We start from the raw sequence: 23,473 nt of genomic DNA on the forward strand, positions 1-23,473 counted from the left end.
CATATGCTATGCCAAACCATGCTACCCCTGAGTCAGGAAGACAGCGTTGGGCACTGGGTTGGCATGGATGTCTTTTATAGAGCCACGCACATACCACGGCACGCCCGACAAACCATCGCTGATCTCGGCGCCGAGATCGTGCTGCGGGACATTCTGCACGTAGAATGGGCCGAACACGGTGGCTTCAGTGCAGCCGTCTGGCTTCTTGCGGTTCTGTGCCGTCACGAGGGTGGACAGGCCCAATGTGTCCGAGAGAAGGATGAATTCCTGGCGCGTCGGAGAACAGATCTGGCCTACTGCGGTCAGGAATTCGATGCCTTCTCCCACTCTGGCTCGGTGAGTTTGGTCTCACGAGCGAAAACTTAAATGTGCTGAACCAGGCTGGTCATGATCTCGCCCAGGCGTCCGTCATCAGCGTTGGCGTTCGTGGTGCTCATTCCAATGGCAGTGGGCGATCTATGATGTCGGTGCGATTTTTCGGTGGCTGGCTCAGCGATAAACTCAGCATCAAGCACGTCTTGGTGGTGTTCTACGTAGTGGGAGCTGTTGCACTTACGCTGCTGGGTGCAGCCCTGGAGAGTGCATGTTGTTACAGGTGATATGAGTGCTCGGTAGTCCGCTGCACTCACCGAGGTTGATGACCGTCCGGATGATGACCAGAGTTTTTCTGATCCTCATACCGCCTATTCAAGGTTCGGAGAGGTCATTGTTTTTGAGGTTTTTGGGCATACGGGGTGGAAACAGCATGATGTTTCCATCGCCATCTGAAGGTACCTAGCTTGCGGTTACACAACCTTCAGGGCTGAGCCATGGTCGGAGCTGGTGAATCGAGTGGGCGAGGTTGCCTACCTCTACTCTGGGACGCTCCAGGGATGTTCAGCTCGAACGGCTGTGGAGGGTGCTCATCGCGTCGTGGGCAAAAGAAAGCCCGCTGGGGGCGGGCAAGGGAGCTTCTATCACACGTAGGGATAGCTGGAGTCTCGAATATCGGATGTGAAAAGGATGTGAATAAAGGGCAGTGAATCTCGACCCTAGTCATAGGGCTTCGCGATTGCATGTTTCAAGCAGGATTGACCGTACCCATCGTTGCCCTTCATCTCGATCCGTTCGTCCATGCCAAACCATCGCTTTGGTAAACCCGGGAATTTCAACTGGCGGCTCTCTCACGACAAGGGAGTTATTCGCCGGCGTCAGGCGTTCTGGCACTACCGCGATCAGATCACAGGTGCTGAGCAGTTCGGGGAGTATGAGGAAGCTGGAGACAGAGACGCTGACTCTGCGGTGTCGATGAATCTCCGACAACGCTTCGTCAGTCACTCCGCTGAAGGAACCGCCTGTTGGCGAAACGAGCGCGTGGTCGAGCTCACAGAAGCGATCAAGCGACAATGTGGGGGATCGTGCATCAGGATGGCCTGCCCTCATCACGCACACATAGCGTTCATCGAACAAATTCTGTGATGACACGCCTGGCGGCGTCATCTCTGGCGTGACCAGTGCGATGTCGACCTCGCCCTGCTCCAGTTGAGTTGGCAGGCTGGATAGGTCTACCGCTTGCACGGCTACGCGGATGTTGGGGGCCTGTTTGCGAAGGGCGCCTAGAAAGGGCACAACGACCGCTCGAAGAGCGTAGTCAGTCGCGGCCACCGTAACGAGGATGGTACTTGTCGCCGGATCGAAGGCCTCAGGCCGCAGCAAGGCCTCCAGGTCGCTGATAAGTTGCTTTACCGGAGCTGCAAGCTGTTGTGCTCGCAGCGTTGGCACCATACCACGCTGTGCTCTGACAAAAAGGGGGTCATCGAAGCTATCCCTGAGGCGGGTAAGCATGCCGCTCACGGCGGGTTGGGTCAGTGACAAGCGCTGGGCAGCTTTGGTGACACTGCGTTCGTCCAGGAGCGCGTCCAGGGCCTTGAGCAAATTGAGGTCGAAATTCCTGATATCAGATTTCATGATGCGCTGGATAACTAATGACGATTGGCGTTATTTGACCTTACCATCGAATATCCCTCCATCCCAAATTTAAGAGGGCGTCCGATCATGAATGAGATCATTTGGCCTGAAGGCTACCTACCTGGTTTTACCGACAACTTTGCTTCCAGCGAAGTCATCGTTGCAGGGTTGAAAGCGGAGGACATATGGCCGCTTCTAGCTTCACCGTCCTGCTGGCCGACCTATTACTCCAATTCTGCCAACATCCGGCTCTACGATCACGCAGGCCCGGAGCTCGCGAATGGCGTCCGCTTCTACTTTGAGACCTTTGGATTTCCTGTGGAGGCGCAGTGCAATGAGTTTGAGCCCCCATCGGCAGACCGTCCTGGTCGAATCGCCTGGCATGGCTGGGCCGGGGAGGGTGATACCAAGTTGGACGTTCACCATGCATGGCTGGTAGAGAATCTGGACGGAGGCCGCGTGCGGATCCTTACGCAGGAAACGCAAATCGGCGAGCCGGCTCGAGAGCTGGCGAGAGCCAAGCCCAATCCGATGATCAATGGTCACCAGGATTGGCTGGACGGCTTGATCGGTGCCGCAAAATCTTGATTCTGCAAGGCGGTATTTGCTCTGAGGAGGGACGCATCAGCACGTTTCAGCCGTGGTGCGTCGCTCCATCCCCCTCGAAGTCCAAGCTGGTTCTGCCATGAACCTTAGCGCTCCTGTACTAAAGCATTCGTATGGCGAGCGCTAGGGATTCTCCGATCAAGTCAGCACAGGCTATCTGACCTGTGCTGAAATAGCCCTCCGTCCAACCGCCCTCTGCAAGCCCGTCATCCCATGAGTCTGATGAGCTTTTCCGATTTCGAGTACGCCGGTAAGCGCAAGCAAACCCCACTGGAAACCATGCTGCGTATTCACTGCTGCAGAACTGGTTCTCGTTGAGCGATCCAGCCATGGAAGAGGCGCTGCACGAGATCACTTCGATGCGCCAGTTTGCTCGTCTGACGCTCAGCGCTCCGATCCCCGAAGACACGACGATCATGAATTTCCGGCACCTGCTGGAGAAGCATCAGTTGACGGCGGGCATTCTGGAAACCATCAACAATTACCTGCGAGACAAGGGCCTGTCGTTGCGCCAGGGCACCATTGTCGACGCCACCATCATCCACGCACCCAGTTCGACCAAGAACAAGGAAGGCAAACGCGATCCTGAGATGCATCAGACGAAGAAAGGTAACCAATATTTCTTTGGCATGAAGGCGCATATCGGTGCAGATGCCGAGTCGGGGCTGGTGCACCGCGTCCACGGCACAGCGGCGAATGTGGCCGATGTAACGGAGGTCGCTCAGCTGTTGCATGGCGATGAAAATGTTATCTGTGCCGACGCGGGTTATACCAGCGTGGAGAAGCGGCCGGAGCATGAAGGAAGGCCGGTGATCTGGCAGGTTGCGGCTCGTCGTAGCACCTACAAGCACTTGAGCAAACGCAGCGTGCTCTACAAAGCCAGACGCAATATCGAGAAGGTCAAAGCGCAGGCACGAGCGAAGGGCGAACATCCATTCCGTGTGATCAAGCGCCAATTCGGCTATGTGAAACCCGCTTCCGTGGCTTGGCCAAGAACACGGCGCAACTGACCACGCTATTTGCCCTGTCGAATCTGTGGATGGTGCGCCGGCAATATTGCCTGCTGCGGGAGAGGTGCGCCCGTGAGGGCAGAAAACCAAGGCCGTGCCTTGGTTATCCAATAATCAGCGGCTGAAAATCGGGCTTTTCGGCATATCCAAGCCGTCCATTTCCGGCTGATGGGTAACGTGTTCGGAGTTTCCCTAGCAGCAGGCTGGCGTGGTCGACATCGACGATCTCGGACGCAGCTTTTGGGCGAATGTCGCGGAACTGGAATTGACTGATCCGGCCGGCCAGCACCTGGTCGCCGGCGGCAACTGCTTCCTTCACTGCTTCCTCTCTGGCGTCATCCCGGCGATGGCGCAGTATGGGTGCCGTCACCCGTTTGCCGTTATCGGTCATCAGCAGGTATGGCGATCCATGTGGAGCGTTGCGCTCCTGAATCTTCCTGATGACGGCGCCCAGGCTGCTCTCCACGTCATTGACCTCAAGCAGGGTCCGCAGCGTCTTGTGGACCTCTTCTGCTTCACGCCGAGTGCCTTGGCGATCTCGCGGTTCGCCCTGATGTCGCGATACTTCGCCATGTGTGCAGGGGTAATCCCGTCGTTTGGCGCTTTGTCGAAGTAGTTGCGCAGCTGCCGGAACTCGGCCAAGTTGTCCCTCTGGGTGCGAGGCGCTTTTTCGAGATGATGTCGCGTTCGTACCGGTCGAAGATCGCTCCCTGCGTGATCAGATCCTTGGGTTTCTCTTTCGCTTCCAGTTCTGCCCACTTCAGCCTCGCCAAGCTCAAGTCGGTGCCAAGTGGCAATCCCCGGCATGATAATCAACTGAAGCTGCCCTCATCGCGGATGCGACTGCTAGCGCAAAGCCTAGAGAAGCTAGGTGGGAAGCCATCATGCCAGGGTGGATTTGCTCCCAGGCCGCTTTTGTTCAGGCAAGTCTTTCCAGGTAGCTAGGTGCATCAGGCTCTGGAAGGACTGAGAGCACCTTGAGTCGCTGGAGCGTGCGCTCGCGGGCTTTGGATAGATGATCGCGCAGGCATGAACAGGCAGATTCAACCGTTCCATACAACAATGCTTCGAAGATCAAGCGATGTTCCATCAGCATGGCTTCGTCGTTGCTGGACTGCAGTGCTTCATGCAGTACGCGTCCGACATTCATCGGGATCTGACATTGGCGAATCACTGCTGCCATACGGGTATTACTCACCCCGGCTATGCAGGTGACGTGCAGATCCTGCTCAAGCTGTTCGATGTCTGCGCGCTGAACAAGGCGACCGGCTTCCTGGGCTTTGACGATGCGGCTCAACATTGCTTCAAGATCGCTCCGAGGCATCTGATCGACACCTTGGCGCAGAGCATCGGGCTCCAGGAGCATCCGTAGCTCGTAGTCATGCTTCACGGCCTGGGCTGTTAATGGCCCGGCCAACCAATGTGAGTACGGTTCTTTTTCTACTAGCCCTTTGTCCCGCAGTCGCATCAATGCCTCTCTGACTACGTTCCGGCTTACGTTCAATTCTTCGGCTGCGCTCTGTTCATCGATCCGGTAGTGGCCGAAGACCATGAAACGTATGACCGCCTGGGCGAGGTGGTCGTAAATGCGCTCACCCAGCGGACGGTAATCGATAAGGTCTTCTTGCGGCTCGATTCCCAAGAGCTTGCGAGTCAGGGGGACTCGGAGCGGTGTTTCGGTGGTGCCTTCAGGGTCGATCAGAAAACCCCGCCCATCAAATCGCCGTATCAGTCCTTCCTCATGGAGAAGATTGAGGGCCTGACGAACCGGCACGCGGCTTGTGCCGAAGAGCTCCGCTAACGGCCCCTCTACCAACACGAGTCCAGGGACCGTCTGCCCGCCGAGGATCGCATCGCGCAGCGTATTGCGGATTGTCTCGTAGCGAGAGGCTGGACGTTCTTCCGTTGGCTGTGTGGCAGACATCAAAGGGTTCTCATGAAGCGTGGAGGGTAAGTTTCTCACAAGCGAAGCGAGATGTGATCGAACACCGGTAACACTTCTATGAACGATTTTGGGGCAGGCTGTTACCGAAAAACCCAAAATGGATCATTTATTAAAACATACATTTTCTGGGCCGACCTGACGTGCGGGGTTCTCTCACCCGTCTCCCTCAAGGCCCAGAGCTTTTAGGAGGTCGTAGAATACTCGCCACAAAAACTTGGCACGTTCGATGCTTTGCGAAATGTATGTATTATTAAAATGTACATTTTAGAGGTGTGCCATGCTTGCCGATGCCCATTCCTTAGCTCAGCGATTCGCCGACGGAACGACCGACCCTGTCGCCGCCCTTGAAAATGCGCTTCTAAGGGCGGAGCGGGTGCCCGAAGCATTTATCACCTTGTGCGAGGAGCGAGCGCTACGCGAAGCGGCTGCGGCTAAGGCGCGCTGGCAAGCAGGCCAACCCTTGTCACCTTTTGATGGCGTACCAGTAGCGTGGAAAGACCTCTACGACCTGGCCGGCTGTGTAACGACGGCTGGTGCGAAAGTACGTTTGCACGATCAACCGGCATCACGCGATTGCTCACTGGCGACAATGCTCAGCCGGGCGGGCATGGTGAGCATCGGAAAGACCAACCTCAGCGAACTGGCATACTCGGGGCTGGGCCTTAATCCCCATTTCGGAACGCCAGCCAACATTAGCTTTGTCGGCGAAGTACGTGCACCGGGAGGGTCGTCCTCCGGTTCAGCTATAGCCGTTGCGCAGGGGTGCGCGCCTATCGGTATGTCGACTGATACCGCTGGCTCCATTCGAGTGCCAGCAGCCTTCAATGGACTTGTGGGTTACCGCAGCAGTGCAAAGCGTTACTCGTTCGAAGGTGTCACGCCTCTTGCAAGTTCTCTTGATTCGCTTGGGCCGATCACCCATAGCGTTCGTGATGCCATCGTTGTCGATAACCTTCTGTTAGGTGATCAGAATGGCATGCCGCTGGACACCTCAGGCCTTCCCGTTGCAGGGCTAAAGCTGTGTGTAGATATTGATCTGCTTGATGACTCGCGCATTCAGCCTGAAGTACGCGCAAACCTTCTCGCGGCGCTTGATCGATTGGCTGCGGCGGGAGCAGTGGTCGAGCGAAAAAAAGTTAGAGCATTTGAACAAGCGCTGGACGTCATCGAGCAGATCGGATGGCTCGGGAGTGCGGAGGCTTTTGCCTACTACCAAGCGCTTCTCGATAGCACGGATGCTGAGCAGCTAGACCCGCGTGTTCGCAAGCGGCTTGAGGCCGCGCGAGCGTTTCCAGCCAGTAAGCAGGTTCGCTTGTACCAAGCTGCCGAGGCACTGAAAGCACAGATTGCGCGTGAGTTAGATGGCGCATTCCTGGTGACCCCGACAGTAGGTCACGTAGCTCCGCTTCTGGCACCGCTTGAAGAAGACGCCAACCTTTTCGTTGCTACTAACCTGGCAACGCTGAGGCTGACAATGCCCGGCAGCATGCTGGACATGCCTGGCATTGCGTTGCCAAGTGGAACTGGGGAGGCAGGGCTTCCCACGAGTCTCCTTCTTTCAAGTGTGAGTGGAAATGATAAGGAACTGCTCCGAGCAGGCCTGGCAATCGAGCCTTATGTTCGAGGCGTGAATTAACAGGTCAACCGGAGTGCGGGCAATGTTTGCCTGTGAATAGTTGAATAACAAAGAGGTATTGACCATGAAGAAAGAAATTTTTGTATCAATTGGCGTTGATGTCGATGCGGTAGCCGGTTGGCTCGGTTCCTATGGGGGGGAGGATTCGCCTGACGATATCTCTCGCGGTCTTTTTGCTGGCGAAGTTGGCGCCCCCCGCCTTCTGAGACTCTTCGAAAAATATGACCTGCGCACAACGTGGTTCATCCCTGGCCACTCGGTAGAGACCTTTCCCGAGCAAATGAAAGCTGTGGTTCAGGCAGGCCATGAAATTGGCATTCATGGTTACAGCCATGAGAACCCGATCGCGATGACGCCTGAACAAGAAGAAATCGTCCTGGACAAATCGATTGAAGTCATCACCCAGCTTTCAGGCAAACGGCCGACCGGCTACGTGGCACCTTGGTGGGAATTCAGCAATGTCACCAATGAGCTGCTTCTGAAGAAGGGTATCAAGTACGACCACAGCTTGATGCACAACGACTTCCACCCTTACTACGTCAGGGTGAAGGACAGCTGGAGCAAGATTGACTACAGCCAACATCCCGATACTTGGATGAAGCCGTTAGTTCGTGGCGAAGAAACCGATTTGGTTGAGATTCCAGCCAACTGGTACCTTGATGATCTTCCGCCGATGATGTTTATCAAGAAATCGCCTAATAGCCACGGCTTCGTCAATCCTCGCCACTTGGAAGAAATGTGGCGCGATCAATTTGACTGGGTTTACCGCGAACATGACTACGCAGTGTTTCCAATCACGATTCATCCTGATGTTTCCGGTCGACCTCAAGTACTACTTATGCTTGAGCGCTTTATCGAGCATATGAAGAGTCATGAAGGTGTGAACTTCGTCACGATGGACGAAATCGCTGACGACTTTATCCGGCGTCAACCGCGTAAGGGTTGATTAAATGCTTCGGTTCGCACGTTTATAAGCGGACCAAAAACAAGAGAAATGCCGATATGACCACTACGCAAGCCACCACCACGACGCCAGTTACTGAGTCTGGTACATGGAAACCGGTACAACTGGAATCCAAAGATGTCAAATATGCGACTTGGATTGCCTTCTTTGCTTGGGTTTTTGCAGTTTACGACTTCATCTTGTTTGGCACCCTGCTGCCGGTCATGGGCGGGCATTTCACTTGGAGCGAAACTGAACAGGCGGAAATCGCCACGTGGGTAGCGGTTGGCGGTGCTGTCGTTGCGTTCGTCGTCGGCCCTCTCGTAGATAAGATCGGTCGACGTGGCGGGATCATCTTCACAATCGGCGGTACAGCGCTCTGCTCGGCGCTCACCGCTGTGTGTGCCGGTATGGGGAAGGGGCCGTTGATAGCTGTTCGCTCGGTCGCAGGCCTCGGTTATGCCGAGGAAGGGGTCAACGCGACGTACCTTACTGAGGTGTATGCAGCCTCGACCGATCCAAAGCTGATCAAGCGCCGGGGGTTTGTCTACAGCTTGGTGCAAAGTGGTTGGCCGGTAGGTGCTTTGATTGCTGCAGGCCTTACTGCACTGCTGCTGCCCCACATTGGTTGGCAGGGTTGTTTCATTTTTGCTGCGGTGCCTGCGCTGGTTGTGGCGATTCTGGCTCGAAAACTCAAAGAAAGCCCTCAGTTCCAGGTGCATCAGCGGATCAACCAATTGCGCAAGGCGGGAGATGATTCCGCAGCGCGCAGCCTGGCTCGTGAATACCACGTTGACTATGACGAGCATGCCAAGGCAGGCGTTGCAGCAGCATTTCGTGGTGCAGCACTGCGGCCTACATTGGTTCTGAGCTTGGCGATTCTCCTCAACTGGTCGGCCATTCAAGTCTTCAGCGTTCTGGGCACGTCAGTCATCGTGAGCGTTCACAAGTTGTCGTTCGAGAACTCGTTGTGGATCCTTGTTCTCTCCAACCTGGTTGGGTTCATCGGTTACCTGGTTCACGGTTGGCTGGGCGATCGGATTGGACGCCGCAACACAGTGGCTCTCGGTTGGATGTGTGGTGGATTGGCATTCTTCGCCATGATTCAAGCGCCAAGTGATCTGATCACGGTTGTTGCCTTGTACAGTTTGGGCCTGTTCTTCCTGACCGGCCCGTATTCCGCGATGTTGTTCTTCATGGGCGAAAGCTTCCCCACCAGTATCCGTGCAACAGGGGGCGCAATTGTCCATGCCATGGGCCCTATCGGCGCCATTGTTGCTGGTCTGGGAATCACCAGCGTGCTGTCCACCGGTGGTGAATGGCACAGTGCTGCCCTTTGGTTTGGAGCGCTGCCTTGCTTCCTTTCGGGCTTGATTATGTTCGCCGCCCGGCACGTCGAACCCCATTCAGTCAAATAACAGGGATTTGTAACTATGTCTCAACCCGTAGCGTTGGTTACCGGGGCTGCCAGTGGCATTGGCCAGGCGGTTGCAATTGCGTACGCGAAGAAAGGTGTGCGCGTGATTGGTGGCTATTTGGCAGGTGACCCACATGACCCCTCTCAGACTCAGCGACTCGTAGAGGAGGCAGGTGGCGAGTGTTTAATGGTGGCGATGGACGTGACCAGCAGCGCCTCGATGGACGCCATCGCCGCAGTGGCAGTCGAACACTTCGGTCGGCTCGACTATGCCGTCGCGAACGCTGGGCTTTTGCGCAAAGCTCCGCTGCTTGAGATGTCGGATGAGCAGTGGAATGAAATGCTCAACGTCGACCTTACGGGCGTGATGCGCACTTTCCGAAGCGCGAGCCGTTACATCAGTGAAGGCGGAGCCATGGTTGCCATTTCGTCGATTGCAGGTGGTGTATACGGATGGCAAGACCATTCTCATTACGCAGCTGCCAAGGCCGGCCTTCCAGGGCTCTGCCGCTCTCTTGCGGTGGAATTTGCGCCGAAAGGAATTCGCTGCAACACCATCATTCCCGGTTTGATTGAGACACCTCAATCGCTGGACAGCAAGAATTCGCTAGGGGCTGACGGTCTGGCCAAGGCGGGCAAAGCGATTCCTCTGGGACGGGTAGGGCGAGCAAGTGAAGTGGCTGACCTGGTTTGCTACTTGACCGGTCGTGAGTCGAGCTACATCACGGGACAGAGCATCATCATCGATGGCGGTCTGACCGTACGCTGGCCTGAGTAAAAAATCACAACACCGCAAGGTTTCCTTGCGGCTGCGAGGAGAGATGACAATGAAGCCATTGCAAAACCGACGTGCCGTCATTACCGGTGCAGCTAGCGGTATCGGTGCGGCGATCGCCTATGCGTATGCCGATGCAGGCGCCAAGCTTGTGTTGTGTGATCGAGACGCCGAGCGCTTGGCTGTCGTTGCCAACCACTGTCGTGACCGTGGCGTCTTGGTGATCGAGTGTGTTGCTGATGTCGGTAGCAGGGAAGGGGCTCAAGCTGGCGTAGATGCCTGCGTAGATGCGCTCGGTGGCATCGATGTTCTGGTGAATAATGCCGGTATGCTGACTCAGGCTTCCTGCGTGGATCTTACTCAGGAAATGTGGGATGAGATGCTGCGGGTCGATCTGACCAGCGTATTCGTCGCAAGCCAGCGTGCTCTACCTCATATGCTGGAACAGAAATGGGGCCGCATCATAAACATCGCCTCTCAGCTCGGCATCAAAGGTGGCGCTCAACTGACTCACTATGCTGCCGCGAAAGCAGGTGTAATCGGATTCACCAAGTCCCTGGCTTTGGAAGTGAGCAAGGACAACGTCTTGGTCAATTCTGTTGCTCCTGGGCCGATTGAAACCCCGCTCGTTGAAGGGATCAGTCAGGAGTGGAAGGCTGCAAAGGCCAGAGAGTTGCCATTGGGTCGGTTCGGTAAGGTTGAAGAAGTGGCACCGATCGCGGTGCTGCTTGCCTCTGAGCCTGGCGGAAACTTGTTCGTCGGCCAAACCCTTAACCCGAATGCCGGCGACGTAATGCCTTGAGGTGAGCTATGTGTGGACTTTGTGGCCTGATCGGTGAGGATGTTCACTGGAGCGATCCTATAGACACAAGCCTTCCCGGTCGCCGCGAGCGCTTACGTCGAATTGCCTCAATTAACCAGGTGATAGCCCCCTTCAGGCTCAAAGTCAGTGACGTCCAGGGCGCTTCTTATCTGGTCCAGGGCCCCACGGGAAAGCAAGGTATTGCCTCCGGTTTGGAGCAGCTCTGGCAGACAGCCGAGGAGATTCTGGGGCGCAAGCTTGACCCCCTTGATCCAAGAATTCTCGATCACTTGGAGATGCAGGCATGAGCCTTCAGATCAATGTCCTGACCGGTTTTCTGGGCAGTGGGAAAACTACTTTGTTGCAGCGGGTGCTGGCCAATGAAGAGATGGGCGAGACGGCTCTGCTCATCAATGAATTCGGCGAGGTTGGCATCGATAATCTTCTCGTGCAGGAAATCGCGCCCAACACGGTGCTGCTGCCAAGTGGGTGCGTCTGTTGTTCGGTGCGTGGGGATCTGAAACAAGCGCTCATCGATCTGCATGACAAGCGAAATCGTGGGGAGATCCCTGCTTTCCGTCGAGTGCTTTTGGAAACGACTGGCCTTGCGGATCCTGCACCGATTCTTGCGACTTTGCAGCGGGATCCGCAACTTCGAGGTCGATACCATGTTGGGCTTATGGTGACCGTTGTCGACGCCCTGCACGCCGCTCTTCAGGAACGAATCCACCCCGAGTGGCTGGGCCAGGTAACAGCTGCTGATCGCCTTTTAGTGAGTAAGGGAGATCTGGTTAGCTCAGAGATTCTTGATCTGCTAGTGGATCACCTGAAAACCCTTAACCCGTCTGCCTCGGTCGCGCTGGCAAGTGCCATTGGGGAAGGCGATGAGCAGATGCTTGGCGAAGGGCTCAGAAGCTTGGAGCCTGATGATGAGGTCGCGGTGTGGCAGCTCTTTGCACCCACGAAGCAACCTCGGCACGGGGGCGCACAAGTTTGCGTGCTTGAGTATGAAACGCCGCTGGATTGGCTTGCCTTCGGGGTTTGGCTATCGATGCTGTTAAGATGCCACGGAGAACGTATTCTTCGGGTCAAAGGTATCTTGAGCGTGATCGACTCTGAGCAACCTATCGTGATTCACGGTGTGCAACACTGCCTTCATTCACCGGTGCATCTTGCCAGTTGGCCTGATGGGCAGCGGCGATCACGTCTGGTGATTATCGTGCGCGATTTGGACACCAAGCTTCTAAGTAGATCGTTCGAAGTCTTCTTGAACCGTCTGGGGCGTGCTGTATGAGCGGCCCTGTCACGTTGAGAGTACTGGGTACCTCTGTGACCTTGCTCGAGTCTATTCGCTTGCGCGCGGAGCGAGAGCTGGGCATTCGAATTGAGTACCAAGTCCATGACGTTCAAACGGTTCAGCGCATTGCGTTGATGCACCCCGAGAGCTATGACCTTTACGATCAATGGTTCCATAGCATGGATTTTGTCTGGCCCGCAGGCGCAATCCAGCCCATTGATATCAGGCGCGTTGCTTTGTGGGATGAGATCAATGACCTGGCCAAGCGGGGCCGGCTTCATGCTGGCGATAAGCTAGCGGGCGGTAGCCTGCCTTGCGACCGTTTGTATGTTCAGCATGATCGTAGCTTGGCCAATCACCCAACTGACTCAATCAGTATGTTGCCGCTCACGCACAATGCGGACAGCTTTGCCTACAGGCCAGACCTGCTTCCCCCTGGGTTTGGTATCGAAAACGAAAGTTGGTCCTGGCTTGTTGATCCTGGCTGGTGCGGTCATGTGGCTTTGCAGAGCGATGCAGCTATCGGGGCGCTGGACGCGGCGCTGGCAGTGCAGGCTAAGGGCCTGGCCAAGTTCGACGTAATTGGCAACCTTCGGCTGGATGAGATCGATGAGCTCGCAGATGTGCTCATCAAGCTCCAACGCCAAGGGCATTTTGCGGCTTTCTGGTCGGATGATCGTGATGCCAGTAAGCTAATGCTTGGCCCAAACGTTCACATTGAGAGTGTCTGGTCTCCAGCGCTGATGCAGCTGCATCGCGAAGGCATTCAGTATCGCCAGGCAGTTCCTAAAGAAGGCTACCGGGGCTGGTTCGGCGGCTTATCGTTGTCCCGGGCTGTTGATGGTGCAGTGAAAGATGTGGCTTACGCCTATCTGAACTGGTGGTTGGCAGGTTGGCCAGGCGCGATGATGGCGCGACAGGGCTTCTACATTTCCAATCCACTGCGAGCTCGAGATCACCTGTCGGCTGCGGAATGGGATTACTGGTACGAAGGCAAGCCAGCCAGCGAACAGTTGCTTGGGAGTGATGGTGAACCACTCATTGGGCCTGGAGAAATAAGGGAAGGGGGCTCCTACGCCGAGCGAGTGAGCCGAATCAGCGTCTGGAACTCGGTGATGGATGAGCATAACTACCTTGTCCGCAAATGGGCTGCATTTCTTAGAGCGGGCCGCTCGAAGGAGCTGTCATCCACATAGCGATCCTAGCTGATGGCACTCAGGCTGCCTCTGTCAGGATTTATCCTAATTTGTCGAAGAACGCTTTGACCCGGTAAGGCACCCGCTGCCGTGTGGGGAGAAGGGCGGTTATGGATAAATTTTACCGGGCCGGCGTAGGCTAACTTGATCGCCTGCAGGCAGTCATCTGCCAAGTCGGCGCGAACATCCCAGTAAGAAAGCACCACAATTCCAAGCCGCAACTTTCCAGCCGCCCTCACAGCATCAACACTGTCACGAGCTTGGCAATACTCTGTGTGGTTTCCCCGCTACAAAGCTTGTTGCCAGTACGTCGTCGAGCGGTTCCCCACCGCGTAGGCGCGCCAGTAAGTCGGGTTCAGCGAGATCGGACTGCAGCGCCGTGTCAATCACTGGAGTCAGCTCTTCCGCAGGCAAAATCAGCACACCATTATCGTCGGCCATAACGATATCTCCCGGATGAACCTCTACCCCTGCGCAATTCACCGATACATTCAGCTGGCACTTAGTGCTGTCGATCAGTTTGGTGGTGAGCTGAGTAGTGCCTCGAGCGAACACGGGCAGCTGGCAGGTACGCAGTTCGTTGATGTCGGTTACCACGCCGTCGACGATGATGCCAGCGGCACCCGCGCATCGAGCCGCGAATTGGGTCACTGCCCCTACACAGGCGTGGGCATGGTCACCCACCATGTCGATCACCAAAACGTCTCCTGGCTTGAGTGATACCAACGCTCGGTTGACCGCGATTGCATCGGGCTCAGCCAGACGCAGGGTCACGGCACGGCCCACGATGCGTCCGCCAGGCACCATGGCTCGGACTGCGTAGTTGACGAATCCACGCTCGAGGAAATGGCCGAGTGTGGCGAAGCTGACCTCTAGCAGCTTTGCGATCAAATCGTCGTCCTTCATTTCCCACGCTCCATGTCGATCAGCTCGGCCACACAGTCGATTTCCAAGCTCACTCCCCACAACTGCACGCAGACGGTTGTACGCGCAGGTGGTGCATGGCCAAGGATTTCCTTGTACACCTCGTTAAAGGGCGCGAGTTGATCGGGGGCTGTCAGGTAGGCGTTCACCTTGACCATGTGGGAAAGGCTGGAGCCGGCGGCTTCCAGGATCGCGGCCAGGTTGGCGAAGGTCTGCCTGACCTGATCTTTGAAGCTTTCGGGCTGTTCTTCCAGGCTACCCAGCGATGGGATCTGGCCAGCGGTGAACACCAGGTGGCCACTGACCACGGCTTGGGAGTACGGGCCTACTGGGCTGATGGTGCCAGGGGCGCTGTGGATGCGTTGCATTGAAAACTCCTTGTAGCGAAGGTGTGCCGCCGGCTCGCCGGCAGCACTTGGTCAGAGATTAGAAAAGCGCCAGGGTGTAGCTGACGATGAGTCGGTTCTGTTGTTGGTTGGGGTCGATCTCGGAGTGCAGCAACCCATGGCGCCAAGCCAGGCCGAGCCCTTTCAACGCACCGTCTTGGACGACATAGTCCAGCCCCACATCCCGCTCCCATTCGGAGGCGTCTTTACCGCTGGTGGTGCGAATGTCATCACCCTTCAGGTACATCAGGGAGAACTTCAGGCCAGGCACGGCGGCAGCTGCGAAGTCGTAGCTGTACTGGGCGAACGCGGTACGTTCGCCTGCTCGATTGAAGCTCGCGAGCATCCGGTCGGTGTAGAGATAGACACTGGCACCGCCCGCGCCCTTGCCGCTGAGGGAGCCTTGGTTCGGCTGGACGAAGTTGCTTCCATCCGACACCTGTTGATAGCCGGCCATGAGCGCGTGCCCCTGGACGGAATAGGTCAGTGCGGCGCTCCAGGTGTGGTTATCGATCTTGCCGTCACCCTCTTCGGTGTAACCGCCCACGCGATATCCACTTGCGCGACCAGCCGCGGAGTCGTTGGCCCCCTCGGCAACAGTACGGAAGTAGCGCAGATCAGTCCGCAGCGATTGCCCCTCGGAGAGGGGCTGCGTGTGGGTGAGGCCTACAAAGTGCTGGGTGTAATAGTCCTCAAGGTTGGCAACGTAGTACTGGGCTGTGAGTTGTTTGCCGATCCGGTAGTCGCCACCGGCGAACAGGAACTGGTCGCTCTCACGGGTGCCACCCGCTACCGCCAGTCCAGTGCGGTCACTGGAGGCGCGGCCCGTAGCACGGTTTAGGCGCCCGCCGGTAAGGGTCAGGCCATCCAGGTCGGTTGAGGTGAGCTGGGCACCCTCGAACGTCTGGGGCAGCAGGCGACCATCGTTGTAGGTCAGCACCGGAAGCTTGGGCATCAGCGTGCCGTATCGCAGTTCGGTGTTGGCGACTTTCAGCTTGGGTGTCAGGCCAAGGCGACTCCACTGGTGAGCCCCGCCACTGCCGTCGTCGGGGATCATGCTGCTACCCCGGTGGCGACCATCGCCGCTATCGAGCGTCACACCCATCAAGCCCAGGGCATCCAGGCCAACGCCGATTGGCCCATCGGTAAAGCCGGATTTGAAGTCGAGGACGAAGGCCTGGGCCCACTCTTCGGTTTTGCTTTGGCCGAGGCTACCGGCCTGGTCGCGAAAGTCGTTATTGAAGTAAAAATTGCGCAGGCCAAGGTTCGCGTGGCTGTCGTTCACCAAGTCGGCGTGAGCGATGGGGGACAAGGCGAAAACGCCAGCACTCATCAAGTATTTTTTCATCGGGAAACTCTTCAAACGGAAGTAGAAAACACTCGCCTGTTGGGCGAGAGAAAGCTCAAGGGGGACAGCACGGAATTACTGCCGTGCTTGGTCGATATCCCGTTTGAAGGTTTCGGTGAGTAGCAGCAGCGCAACCAGAGAGACAACTGCTGAGCCGATCATGTACCAGGCAATCGATGAGCCTTTGCCAGTCCACGAAAGCAATGCGGTGGTCACCAGAGGCGTTGCAGCGCTTCCGAGGAGGCCGGAAAGCATGTAGCTGATCGACAGGCCCGAGTAACGCACTCGAGTGCCGAACAACTCGGCGAGGAATGTGGCGATAGGGCCGTAGTTGGCCGCGAACGCCGTCATCATCAGCATGTAGCCGGCAAATGCCAGGCCTAGCACTTTGGAATCCATCAGCCAGAACATCGGGAATGCGACGAGCGCTTCTGCGATGATCCCGCCGATGATGATGGGTTTACGACCAACCTTGTCGGACAGGGCGCCGAAGAACGGCAGCATGGCGATGCAGGCAGCGCAGGAAACCAATACTACCGTGAGCATTTCGCCACGCGTGAAGCCCAAGGTCTGGGTGCCGTAGGTGAGACCAAAGGCTACGATCAGGTTGTAGGAGGTGCCAGTGGACATGGTGGCCACACCACCCAGGACAACCTGTTTCCAGTATTTGCGGAACACCTCGAAGAGCGGCACTTTGACCTGGGTGCCTTTGTTCTCTACGGCTTTGAACGACGGCGTTTCATGAATGTTCAAACGGATGTACAAGCCCAGTCCGATCAGCAGAACACTGAGCAGGAATGGGACACGCCATCCCCAATCCAGCAGCTGTTCGTTGGTCAGCGTTGTGGCGAACATCAGGAACACAAGGTTGGCCAGCATCGTCCCCGCCGGTACGCCGATCTGAACCCACGAGCCGTACAGTCCACGCTGATGTTTGGGAGCATGCTCCACGGCCATCAGTACAGCGCCGCCCCATTCCCCACCCAAGGCCAGGCCCTGGATGATGCGCAGTGTCAGCAACATGATCGGCGCCCAGATGCCCACCGACTCATAACTCGGCAACAGGCCGATTGCGAAGGTGGCCGCACCCATGGTCAGCAGCGAGATGAGCAGCATCGATTTACGGCCCAGGCGGTCACCGAAGTGTCCGAATAGCGCGGCGCCGATCATGCGTGCACCGTAGGCTGAAGCAAACGTGCCGAAAGCGAGGAGGGTGCCGACCAGGGGGTCAAACCCTGGGAAGAAGATTTTGTTGAATACCAAGGCTGAAGCCGTGGCGAAAAGGAACAAGTCATACCACTCAACGGTGGTTCCGATCACACTGGCGACCGCGACTTTTTTCATGTCGGCGGTGCGTTGTGGTTGCGCGCTGGCAACCTCGGTGTACGCAGGACTGGTCATTGCCATTTTCTCCCGAAAGATGGGTTCTCGTTGTTTTTGGCAGCTGAAAGCGAAGCGGCTATTTCTTGTTTTTTGGCAAAGCGTGCCCGTGGCCCCAGCTTTCTTGAATTGGCTGGGCGCCTGGGTATATCTGGCTAGTCAGCGTCTGTCGGCGCGGGTCAGCACGGCGTTGAGCAGTACGTCGCAACCCATGGTCACGTCGTTGGGCAAGGCGTCTTCAGCTTCGTTATGGCTCAGGCCGCCGACGCAGGGGATGAACACCATGGTGGTCGGGCAGTGGCGGGCGAGATGAATTGCGTCATGGCCGGCGCCGCTGATGATTGGCTGGTACGGATAGCCCAGGCCTTCGATGGCTTTGCGTACTGCATCGATGCAGGCCGGGTCGAAAGGCGTGGCCGGGCTCAGCCAGTGGCGGTTGATCTGAACTTCCAAGCCACGCTTGGTGGCGACCTGGTCGATGAGTGCACGCGCGCTGGCTTCCATGTCAGCGATGGCGGCATCTTCGTGGTGGCGAAGATCAAGGGTAAACGCCACGTGGCCAGGGATGGTGTTCCGCGAGGAGCGAGCGATCTGCAGTTGACCAACTGTGACGAGGCCTTTGGGGGCAAAGTCGCGAGACAGTTGTTCCAGTGCAGTGATCATTTCGCCAACGCCAAACAGCGCGTCATGTCGAAGAGGCATTGGAGTGGTGCCAGCATGAGCGGCTTGGCCACGGACTTCGATGTCCAGCCAGCAGATCGCCTGGCCGCCAGTTACCAGTCCAACGGGAAGGCCTGCATCCTCCAGGATTGGGCCCTGTTCGATGTGTGCTTCGAAGTAAGCGTCGAACTCACGGCCCAGTGGCAGATCCCCAGCGTACCCAGTTTGTTCAAGCGCTTCGGCCACACTGATGCCGTCAGCATCACAACTGGCCAGTGCTTTTTCGAGTGGCAGCTCACCTGTGAACACCGCCGAGCCGAGCATGGCAGGGGTGAAGCGGGCGCCTTCCTCATTCGTCCACACTGCAACTTCCAGTGGGCGCTCGAGCTGGATGCCTTTGTCCTGGAGGCTGCGAACTACTTCTAGGCCGGCGAGAACTCCATAGATGCCGTCGAAGCGACCCCCTTTGGGCTGGGTATCCAAATGGCTACCCATGACCACGGGTGGCAGTGTGTCATTGCGACCGGGCAGGCGAGCGAATAGGTTTCCGATGGCATCGACATGAATGCTCATGCCGGCTTCTCGGCACCATCCTGCAAAGAGCTCGCGCCCTTCGCGGTCTTCTTTCGAAAGTGCCAAGCGGCAGTTACCGCCTTTGGCTGTAGGGCCGACCTTGGCCATATCCATAAGGCTGTCCCACAGCCGTGTGCCATTGCATGTATGCATGATGTGAGTCCTCAAACAGACGGTGGGTCAGTATCCGAGCGCGGGGTCTACCCGGTTCAGCAGCGGTTCGGCGCATGCCAGGCGGCGGGCGTTTTCGGCCACCTGCTGGGCGATGCAGTCATGAGAGGCACAAGAGGCCATGTGGGGCGTGACGATGATTCCTGGAGTGCTCCACAGACGGCTGTCCAAAGGCAGAGGCTCCTTCTCGAAAACATCGAGCAGGGCGCCACGAAGCCGTCCACTGTCGACTGCCCTGATCAGGTCATCGATTTGTACATGTTGGCCGCGCCCGCAATTGATGATCGCTGCGTTAGGAGCCAAGGCTTCGAAGGTGTCTTGGCAGAGGATGCCGCGAGTGACATCGGTCAATGGCAACAGATTGATCAACAGGTCGAGGCCTTGCAGGAACTCATCGAACTTTGATGGACCTGCATAGGTACGAACACCATCAAGCTGTCTCGCACTTCTTGACCAGCCTCTAACGGCATAGCCTGCATCTGCCAGCTCGGTAGCGATCGTCCCTCCTAGAGAGCCCAAGCCCATGACACCGATCTGATACTCGGCCGCGGGTCGCTGTGGGTGCCGCAACCACACATGTTGATGCTGTTGGGCCAATGCCCGGTCAAAATCTCGGTGGTAATGAATGACTGCCCAGCGGACATACTCCGCCATGCCTTGCCGGTGAGCGGGGTCAACCACACGACACACGGGTAGGGCGGGTTGGCTCGGATCGTTGGCCAGGTGATCAACACCGGCGGCCACCGAGTGGATCAGCTTCAGGTTGGGTAATGCACTGAGGCTGCCGACGGGAGGGAACCAGCAGGCGGCTACTTGGGCTTCCTGAGCCGCAGGGTCATTGGCCAGCACGACACGCAGTTGGGGAGCGCTACGGGCGAAGGCCGACTGCAGTTGGCTCAAAAGCGCGTTGTCAGTTGATAGCAAAACCAGCGGACTCATGAGCAGTACGACTCACGTTGGTGTTCGATCAGGGTGAGTGCTGCGTCCCAGCTGAGGCTGATGATCTGCGCTGACTCGTCGCGTTGGAATTGTGCGGCGGTATGACGGCAGACTTCTTCACCTGGGTAGACCAGCTTGCTGCCGCCGGACAACGCATGAACTTGTGCTTGGCAGGCGCGCTCCAGGAAGTGAATCTCATGGAAGGCCTCGGCAACACTGGCGCCGCCGGCCAGCAGACCGTGGTTACGGAGGATCATCGCTTTGTGCGTGCCGAGGTCGGCGATCAGGCGTTCGCGTTCGTCCAGCGAGAGAGCGATGCCTTCGTATTGGTGATAGGCCAACTTGCCATAGAACTTCAATGCATGTTGGCTGATCGGCAACAGCCCCTGCTCCTGAGCTGACACTGCGATGCCTGCAGATGTGTGGGTATGGATCACGCATTGCATGTCAGGGCGGGCCATGTGAATTGCAGAGTGGATCACGAAGCCAGCGGCATTCACCCGTCGATCACCAAATGCCTCATCAACAACGTTGCCGTGCTGGTCGATACGCACCAAGTCACTTGCGCGCATTCGATCGAAGATCACCCCGTATTGGTTGATCAGGAAGTGATGCTCTGGCCCTGGGATACGCAGGGTGATGTGGGTATCGATCAAGTCGGTCATGCGGAAGTGCGCCACCATTCGGTACAGCGCGGCCAGTTCGCAGCGTGCTTGCCATTCGGCATCGCTGATGTTGTGCGGCTTGCTCATGGATACTCCTGGTTTAACGTGCGATGGCGGGGGTGGATTCCTGCTGCTCACCACGCAGGCGAGAGAGGCCACAGACGCCGATCAGGGAAAGTGTGGAAAGCGCCGTGAAGAACACTGCAAGTGGCAGCCACTGACCGGCGAAGCGGTCAGCCAGCAGGGTGCCGATGATCGGCGTGCTGCCCCCGGCGATGGCGCATATCAACTGGTAGGCCAGAGAAATCCCGGAGTAGCGCAGGTGAGCGGGGAACGCCTGTGTCATGTAGCCAGCGATTACCGCATAGAGCGCCGAAAGGGTTACCACCGCCAGGGCGATTCCTGCTGTCATCAGAACCAGATTCTGCGTGCCTACCAGCATGAACATGGGGTAGGGCACGGCCATGCACAGCAGGGCTGCCAACTTGAGGAAGCGGCCCTCGCCAATGCGCTCCGCAAGAAGTGCCGCCAATGGCTGGGTCAGGAACTGGAGAATGGTCACCAGGAACAGACAGTCGAGGATGGTAGCCCTGGGGATACCCTGGTAGGTGGTGACGTAGGTGATCATGAAGGTGTTGGTGAAGAAGAAACCGGCGGAGCCGATGGTCACCGCGAGGGCCGCGAACAGGATCTGTCTCCAGCAGTCGCGCACCACTTCTAGCACTGGGTATTTGACGACCTCTTTCTTGGCTTTGGCAGCTTGGAACTCAGGGCTCTCTTCCACGCCAAATCGGATTGCCAGGCCAACCAGCATCAGCACCCCACTGGCCAAGAACGGAAGGCGCCAACCCCAGCTTAGGAACTCTTCAGGTTCCAAAGAAGACACCAGGCGGAATGCGATCAGTGCGAGCAACAGGCCAGCAGGGCTGCCTAATTGAGCAAATGAGGCGTAGAAGACTTTGCGTTTGGCCGGCGCATGCTCACTTGCCATCAGCACAGCACCGCCCCACTCACCGCCGACGGAGATCCCCTGGACAATTCGCAGGGCAATCAGACCGATGGGGGCCCAGATGCCAGCACTGGCGTAGCTGGGTAGCAGGCCGATGCCTGTGGTGGCCAGGCCCATGAGAACCATGGTGACCAGCAGCATTTTTTTACGACCCAGGCGATCGCCCAGATGGCCAAACACCATGCCTGCCATTGGTCGGGCGATGAATCCGACGGCGAAGGTGCCGAATGCCGCCAGGGTGCTAAGCAACGGATTGTTGCTGGGGAAGAACACCTGACCGAGCACAAGCGCAGCCGCCGTGGCGTAGATGTAGAAATCGTAGAACTCGATGGTGGTGCCGACAAATGCGGCAGCCGCCGCTCGACGCGGTTGGTTGGACGTGTGCATGCAAGGCCCTTCTTAGAGTTATAGGCAGGTGGGCAGGTTTGGCTAAGCCGGTCGCGCTCTTTGGCGCTTTCGGGTTTTATCGCCTTGGGGCTATGATTAGTCAATTTGCTAATTCTTATCCGTCGTATTAGCAGCGCTACTAATGAGTGCTCAAATGAACCCGTCAAGCTCTAGATCTGACGCATTGATCAACAAATGGGAGGGACGACGATTCCTCAACGATCGCCTGGACTGGAACCTGCTGCGCACTTACCTCGCCATTGGCCAAGAGGGCAGTATCAGCAGGGCCGCAGCGAGATTGCATGTGACCCAGTCGGCGGTCAGCCAAGCGCTCCGACGACTGGAGGAACAGCTCGGTTGCGCTCTGATTATCAGGGGTGGGCCGCGTTTCGACCTGACTGCTGCGGGAGAAGAGGTGCTGCGTATTGCCATCGATATTTATGGCGATGTATCGCGTATCAGCGCAGCGGTCGAGCAAGAGAGTGACGGCGTAGCTGGCAAGGTGAGGTTGCTGAGCGTCAGCCGAGTTCAGTCACAGGTTTACGATGACTTCCTCGGTGATTTCCATGAGGCGCATCCACGTGTGGAGCTGGAAATCGATGTCATGCGCAGTGCTGACATCATCAGCTCTCTGCTGCAGAAAACGGCCACAGCTGGCGTTGGCTTGTGTCGAATTCCACAGCCCAAGCTGGAGCAGCGCTTGCTGATCAGCCAGCGTTATGCGTTCTTCTGTGGTGTGCGACATCGTTTATTCGGGCGCAGCGATGTGACCCTCGAGTCGCTACGTGGAGAGAATTTCGTGAGTTTCGTCAGTGATCAGTTGGGGGGTAACCTGTCACCGCTTGCGATGTTCCGTGATCAGCATGGGTTCACCGGGCGCATTGTTGCTTCCTCTCCTAGCGTTGAAGAGGTTCAGCGGCTTGTCTGCGCAGGTTTCGGAGTAGGCTGCATGCCTGAGCACCTCCTCCATGAGGATGTTGAGAAGGGGTTGCTATGGCGTTTGCCTCCAGCCGAAGGCATCGTCAACGCGGATTTGCACTTGCTCTGGAACAGGGAGCAGAGGATGACCATGGCGGAGACAGTGTTCCTGGAAAGCTTCCAGCACTGCCTCGCTCAGGCATCGCTGGTTTGAACCCAACACGTTTCGCAATTACGGCTGCTTTTCAGCCCAAATGAAACGACCGCAGTGTTTGGCTGCGGTCGTCATCTTTCATTAGTCAACGTTTAGCAATTGCCGTCGGCTCAGGACGCTGTTCAATCGATCATCGTTGTCTAAGTCGGTCTCGCTCAGCATGTCCGCAACGCCGGCACCGGACTCGACTCTCTCGAGCCAATAGAGCACCGCCTTCTTCATAAACCAGTGAGGAGTGCGATCCAGGAGGCCAGCGGCCTCCTTGATACGCTCCTTGGTCGGCGCGTCGAGTTTGATGCCTGTCGTTGTCGAGCTCACGAGCGCC

General features: G+C 57.1%; 23 protein-coding genes and 1 pseudogene. 11 read left to right on the forward strand and 13 right to left on the reverse strand.

Annotation, left to right across the window (positions count from 1 at the left end):
• Positions 1-21: 21 nt before the first annotated feature.
• Positions 22-327, reverse strand: a complete 306-nt coding sequence (locus BJQ17_RS21870; RefSeq protein WP_232732565.1) for a dioxygenase — start codon at positions 325-327, stop codon at positions 22-24.
• Between the two features lie 708 nt (positions 328-1,035).
• A complete protein-coding gene (locus BJQ17_RS21875; RefSeq protein WP_070096630.1) occupies positions 1,036-1,947 on the reverse strand; it encodes a LysR family transcriptional regulator in 912 nt (303 codons plus the stop codon).
• A gap of 87 nt (positions 1,948-2,034) precedes the next feature.
• Between BJQ17_RS21875 and BJQ17_RS21880 the strand changes: the two genes are divergently transcribed.
• Together BJQ17_RS21880 and BJQ17_RS21885 are read left to right on the forward strand one after the other, a co-directional pair.
• On the forward strand, positions 2,035-2,535 hold the full coding sequence (locus tag BJQ17_RS21880; protein WP_070096631.1) for a polyketide cyclase: 501 nt from the start codon (positions 2,035-2,037) through the stop codon (positions 2,533-2,535).
• A 231-nt stretch (positions 2,536-2,766) separates the two neighbouring features.
• A pseudogene (locus BJQ17_RS21885) lies at positions 2,767-3,639 on the forward strand (IS5 family transposase).
• A gap of 27 nt (positions 3,640-3,666) precedes the next feature.
• Here BJQ17_RS21885 and BJQ17_RS31775 read toward each other — a convergent pair.
• A complete protein-coding gene (locus tag BJQ17_RS31775) occupies positions 3,667-4,029 on the reverse strand; it encodes a hypothetical protein (protein WP_175442750.1) in 363 nt (120 codons plus the stop codon).
• Positions 4,030-4,482: 453 nt separating this feature from the next.
• Positions 4,483-5,487: a GntR family transcriptional regulator gene (locus BJQ17_RS21895; RefSeq protein WP_070096633.1), complete on the reverse strand. Its 1,005-nt coding sequence runs from the start codon at positions 5,485-5,487 to the stop codon at positions 4,483-4,485.
• Positions 5,488-5,785: 298 nt separating this feature from the next.
• Between BJQ17_RS21895 and BJQ17_RS21900 the strand changes: the two genes are divergently transcribed.
• From BJQ17_RS21900 to BJQ17_RS21935, 8 genes are all read left to right on the forward strand, one after another.
• Positions 5,786-7,144 carry an amidase gene (locus BJQ17_RS21900; protein ID WP_070096634.1) on the forward strand — a complete coding sequence of 453 codons (1,359 nt, stop codon included), beginning with the start codon at positions 5,786-5,788 and terminating at the stop codon, positions 7,142-7,144.
• A 64-nt stretch (positions 7,145-7,208) separates the two neighbouring features.
• A complete protein-coding gene (locus tag BJQ17_RS21905; RefSeq protein ID WP_070096635.1) occupies positions 7,209-8,090 on the forward strand; it encodes a polysaccharide deacetylase in 882 nt (293 codons plus the stop codon).
• A 56-nt stretch (positions 8,091-8,146) separates the two neighbouring features.
• Positions 8,147-9,505: an MFS transporter gene (locus BJQ17_RS21910; protein ID WP_003251172.1), complete on the forward strand. Its 1,359-nt coding sequence runs from the start codon at positions 8,147-8,149 to the stop codon at positions 9,503-9,505.
• A 15-nt stretch (positions 9,506-9,520) separates the two neighbouring features.
• The gene (locus BJQ17_RS21915) at positions 9,521-10,282 is read left to right on the forward strand and encodes an SDR family NAD(P)-dependent oxidoreductase (protein ID WP_003251170.1); all 762 of its coding nucleotides are present in this window, start codon (positions 9,521-9,523) and stop codon (positions 10,280-10,282) included.
• Positions 10,283-10,331: 49 nt separating this feature from the next.
• A complete protein-coding gene (locus BJQ17_RS21920) occupies positions 10,332-11,081 on the forward strand; it encodes an SDR family NAD(P)-dependent oxidoreductase (protein ID WP_003251169.1) in 750 nt (249 codons plus the stop codon).
• Positions 11,082-11,089: 8 nt separating this feature from the next.
• Positions 11,090-11,389, forward strand: a complete 300-nt coding sequence (locus BJQ17_RS21925) for a hypothetical protein (protein WP_003251167.1) — start codon at positions 11,090-11,092, stop codon at positions 11,387-11,389.
• Positions 11,386-12,375, forward strand: a complete 990-nt coding sequence (locus BJQ17_RS21930; RefSeq protein ID WP_070096636.1) for a GTP-binding protein — start codon at positions 11,386-11,388, stop codon at positions 12,373-12,375. Before BJQ17_RS21925 ends, BJQ17_RS21930 begins: the two co-directional genes overlap by 4 nt.
• Entirely contained in the window at positions 12,372-13,574 is a 1,203-nt protein-coding gene (locus BJQ17_RS21935; protein WP_060537599.1) for a PotD/PotF family extracellular solute-binding protein, read from the forward strand. The genes BJQ17_RS21930 and BJQ17_RS21935 overlap by 4 nt, the downstream gene beginning before the upstream one ends.
• Positions 13,575-13,826: 252 nt before the next feature.
• Here BJQ17_RS21935 and BJQ17_RS21940 read toward each other — a convergent pair whose 3' ends face one another.
• From BJQ17_RS21940 to BJQ17_RS21975, 8 genes are all read right to left on the reverse strand, one after another.
• Positions 13,827-14,480, reverse strand: coding sequence for an RraA family protein (locus BJQ17_RS21940; RefSeq protein WP_004576123.1), 654 nt, complete (start codon positions 14,478-14,480; stop codon positions 13,827-13,829).
• Complete coding sequence (locus BJQ17_RS21945; protein ID WP_004576124.1) at positions 14,477-14,866, reverse strand: RidA family protein; 390 nt, start codon at positions 14,864-14,866, stop codon at positions 14,477-14,479. Before BJQ17_RS21945 ends, BJQ17_RS21940 begins: the two co-directional genes overlap by 4 nt.
• A gap of 58 nt (positions 14,867-14,924) precedes the next feature.
• Entirely contained in the window at positions 14,925-16,232 is a 1,308-nt protein-coding gene (locus BJQ17_RS21950) for an OprD family porin (protein ID WP_070096637.1), read from the reverse strand.
• A gap of 75 nt (positions 16,233-16,307) precedes the next feature.
• Positions 16,308-17,633 carry an MFS transporter gene (locus BJQ17_RS21955; RefSeq protein ID WP_004576126.1) on the reverse strand — a complete coding sequence of 442 codons (1,326 nt, stop codon included), beginning with the start codon at positions 17,631-17,633 and terminating at the stop codon, positions 16,308-16,310.
• Positions 17,634-17,771: 138 nt separating this feature from the next.
• A complete protein-coding gene (locus BJQ17_RS21960; protein WP_060545599.1) occupies positions 17,772-18,998 on the reverse strand; it encodes a Zn-dependent hydrolase in 1,227 nt (408 codons plus the stop codon).
• Positions 18,999-19,025: 27 nt separating this feature from the next.
• Complete coding sequence (locus BJQ17_RS21965) at positions 19,026-19,955, reverse strand: glyoxylate/hydroxypyruvate reductase A (protein ID WP_004576128.1); 930 nt, start codon at positions 19,953-19,955, stop codon at positions 19,026-19,028.
• A complete protein-coding gene (locus tag BJQ17_RS21970; RefSeq protein WP_070096638.1) occupies positions 19,952-20,707 on the reverse strand; it encodes a class II aldolase/adducin family protein in 756 nt (251 codons plus the stop codon). The genes BJQ17_RS21965 and BJQ17_RS21970 overlap by 4 nt, the downstream gene beginning before the upstream one ends.
• A 13-nt stretch (positions 20,708-20,720) precedes the next feature.
• Positions 20,721-22,016, reverse strand: a complete 1,296-nt coding sequence (locus BJQ17_RS21975) for an MFS transporter (RefSeq protein WP_004576130.1) — start codon at positions 22,014-22,016, stop codon at positions 20,721-20,723.
• A gap of 154 nt (positions 22,017-22,170) precedes the next feature.
• On the opposite strand from BJQ17_RS21975, the gene BJQ17_RS21980 reads away from it, so the two are divergent.
• A complete protein-coding gene (locus BJQ17_RS21980) occupies positions 22,171-23,148 on the forward strand; it encodes a LysR family transcriptional regulator (protein WP_070096639.1) in 978 nt (325 codons plus the stop codon).
• 81 nt (positions 23,149-23,229) lie between these two features.
• Here the strand turns inward: BJQ17_RS21980 and BJQ17_RS21985 are convergent, their stop codons facing one another.
• Entirely contained in the window at positions 23,230-23,466 is a 237-nt protein-coding gene (locus BJQ17_RS21985) for a hypothetical protein (RefSeq protein ID WP_004576132.1), read from the reverse strand.
• Positions 23,467-23,473 lie beyond the last annotated feature (7 nt).

Origin of the sequence: Pseudomonas sp. NBRC 111139, assembly GCF_001753955.1 — a bacterium.
Lineage (GTDB): Bacteria > Pseudomonadota > Gammaproteobacteria > Pseudomonadales > Pseudomonadaceae > Aquipseudomonas > Aquipseudomonas alloputida.

Bases quoted from the DNA above. Each gene is read 5' to 3' on its own strand.
- BJQ17_RS21875 (WP_070096630.1), bottom strand. From the start codon at position 1,947: ATGAAATCTGATATCAGGAATTTCGACCTCAATTTGCTCAAGGCCCTG.
- BJQ17_RS21880 (WP_070096631.1), top strand. From the start codon at position 2,035: ATGAATGAGATCATTTGGCCTGAAGGCTACCTACCTGGTTTTACCGAC.
- BJQ17_RS21895 (WP_070096633.1), bottom strand. From the start codon at position 5,487: ATGTCTGCCACACAGCCAACGGAAGAACGTCCAGCCTCTCGCTACGAG.
- BJQ17_RS21900 (WP_070096634.1), top strand. From the start codon at position 5,786: ATGCTTGCCGATGCCCATTCCTTAGCTCAGCGATTCGCCGACGGAACG.
- BJQ17_RS21905 (WP_070096635.1), top strand. From the start codon at position 7,209: ATGAAGAAAGAAATTTTTGTATCAATTGGCGTTGATGTCGATGCGGTA.
- BJQ17_RS21910 (WP_003251172.1), top strand. From the start codon at position 8,147: ATGACCACTACGCAAGCCACCACCACGACGCCAGTTACTGAGTCTGGT.
- BJQ17_RS21915 (WP_003251170.1), top strand. From the start codon at position 9,521: ATGTCTCAACCCGTAGCGTTGGTTACCGGGGCTGCCAGTGGCATTGGC.
- BJQ17_RS21920 (WP_003251169.1), top strand. From the start codon at position 10,332: ATGAAGCCATTGCAAAACCGACGTGCCGTCATTACCGGTGCAGCTAGC.
- BJQ17_RS21925 (WP_003251167.1), top strand. From the start codon at position 11,090: ATGTGTGGACTTTGTGGCCTGATCGGTGAGGATGTTCACTGGAGCGAT.
- BJQ17_RS21930 (WP_070096636.1), top strand. From the start codon at position 11,386: ATGAGCCTTCAGATCAATGTCCTGACCGGTTTTCTGGGCAGTGGGAAA.
- BJQ17_RS21935 (WP_060537599.1), top strand. From the start codon at position 12,372: ATGAGCGGCCCTGTCACGTTGAGAGTACTGGGTACCTCTGTGACCTTG.
- BJQ17_RS21940 (WP_004576123.1), bottom strand. From the start codon at position 14,480: ATGAAGGACGACGATTTGATCGCAAAGCTGCTAGAGGTCAGCTTCGCC.
- BJQ17_RS21945 (WP_004576124.1), bottom strand. From the start codon at position 14,866: ATGCAACGCATCCACAGCGCCCCTGGCACCATCAGCCCAGTAGGCCCG.
- BJQ17_RS21950 (WP_070096637.1), bottom strand. From the start codon at position 16,232: ATGAAAAAATACTTGATGAGTGCTGGCGTTTTCGCCTTGTCCCCCATC.
- BJQ17_RS21955 (WP_004576126.1), bottom strand. From the start codon at position 17,633: ATGACCAGTCCTGCGTACACCGAGGTTGCCAGCGCGCAACCACAACGC.
- BJQ17_RS21960 (WP_060545599.1), bottom strand. From the start codon at position 18,998: ATGCATACATGCAATGGCACACGGCTGTGGGACAGCCTTATGGATATG.
- BJQ17_RS21965 (WP_004576128.1), bottom strand. From the start codon at position 19,955: ATGAGTCCGCTGGTTTTGCTATCAACTGACAACGCGCTTTTGAGCCAA.
- BJQ17_RS21970 (WP_070096638.1), bottom strand. From the start codon at position 20,707: ATGAGCAAGCCGCACAACATCAGCGATGCCGAATGGCAAGCACGCTGC.
- BJQ17_RS21975 (WP_004576130.1), bottom strand. From the start codon at position 22,016: ATGCACACGTCCAACCAACCGCGTCGAGCGGCGGCTGCCGCATTTGTC.
- BJQ17_RS21980 (WP_070096639.1), top strand. From the start codon at position 22,171: ATGAACCCGTCAAGCTCTAGATCTGACGCATTGATCAACAAATGGGAG.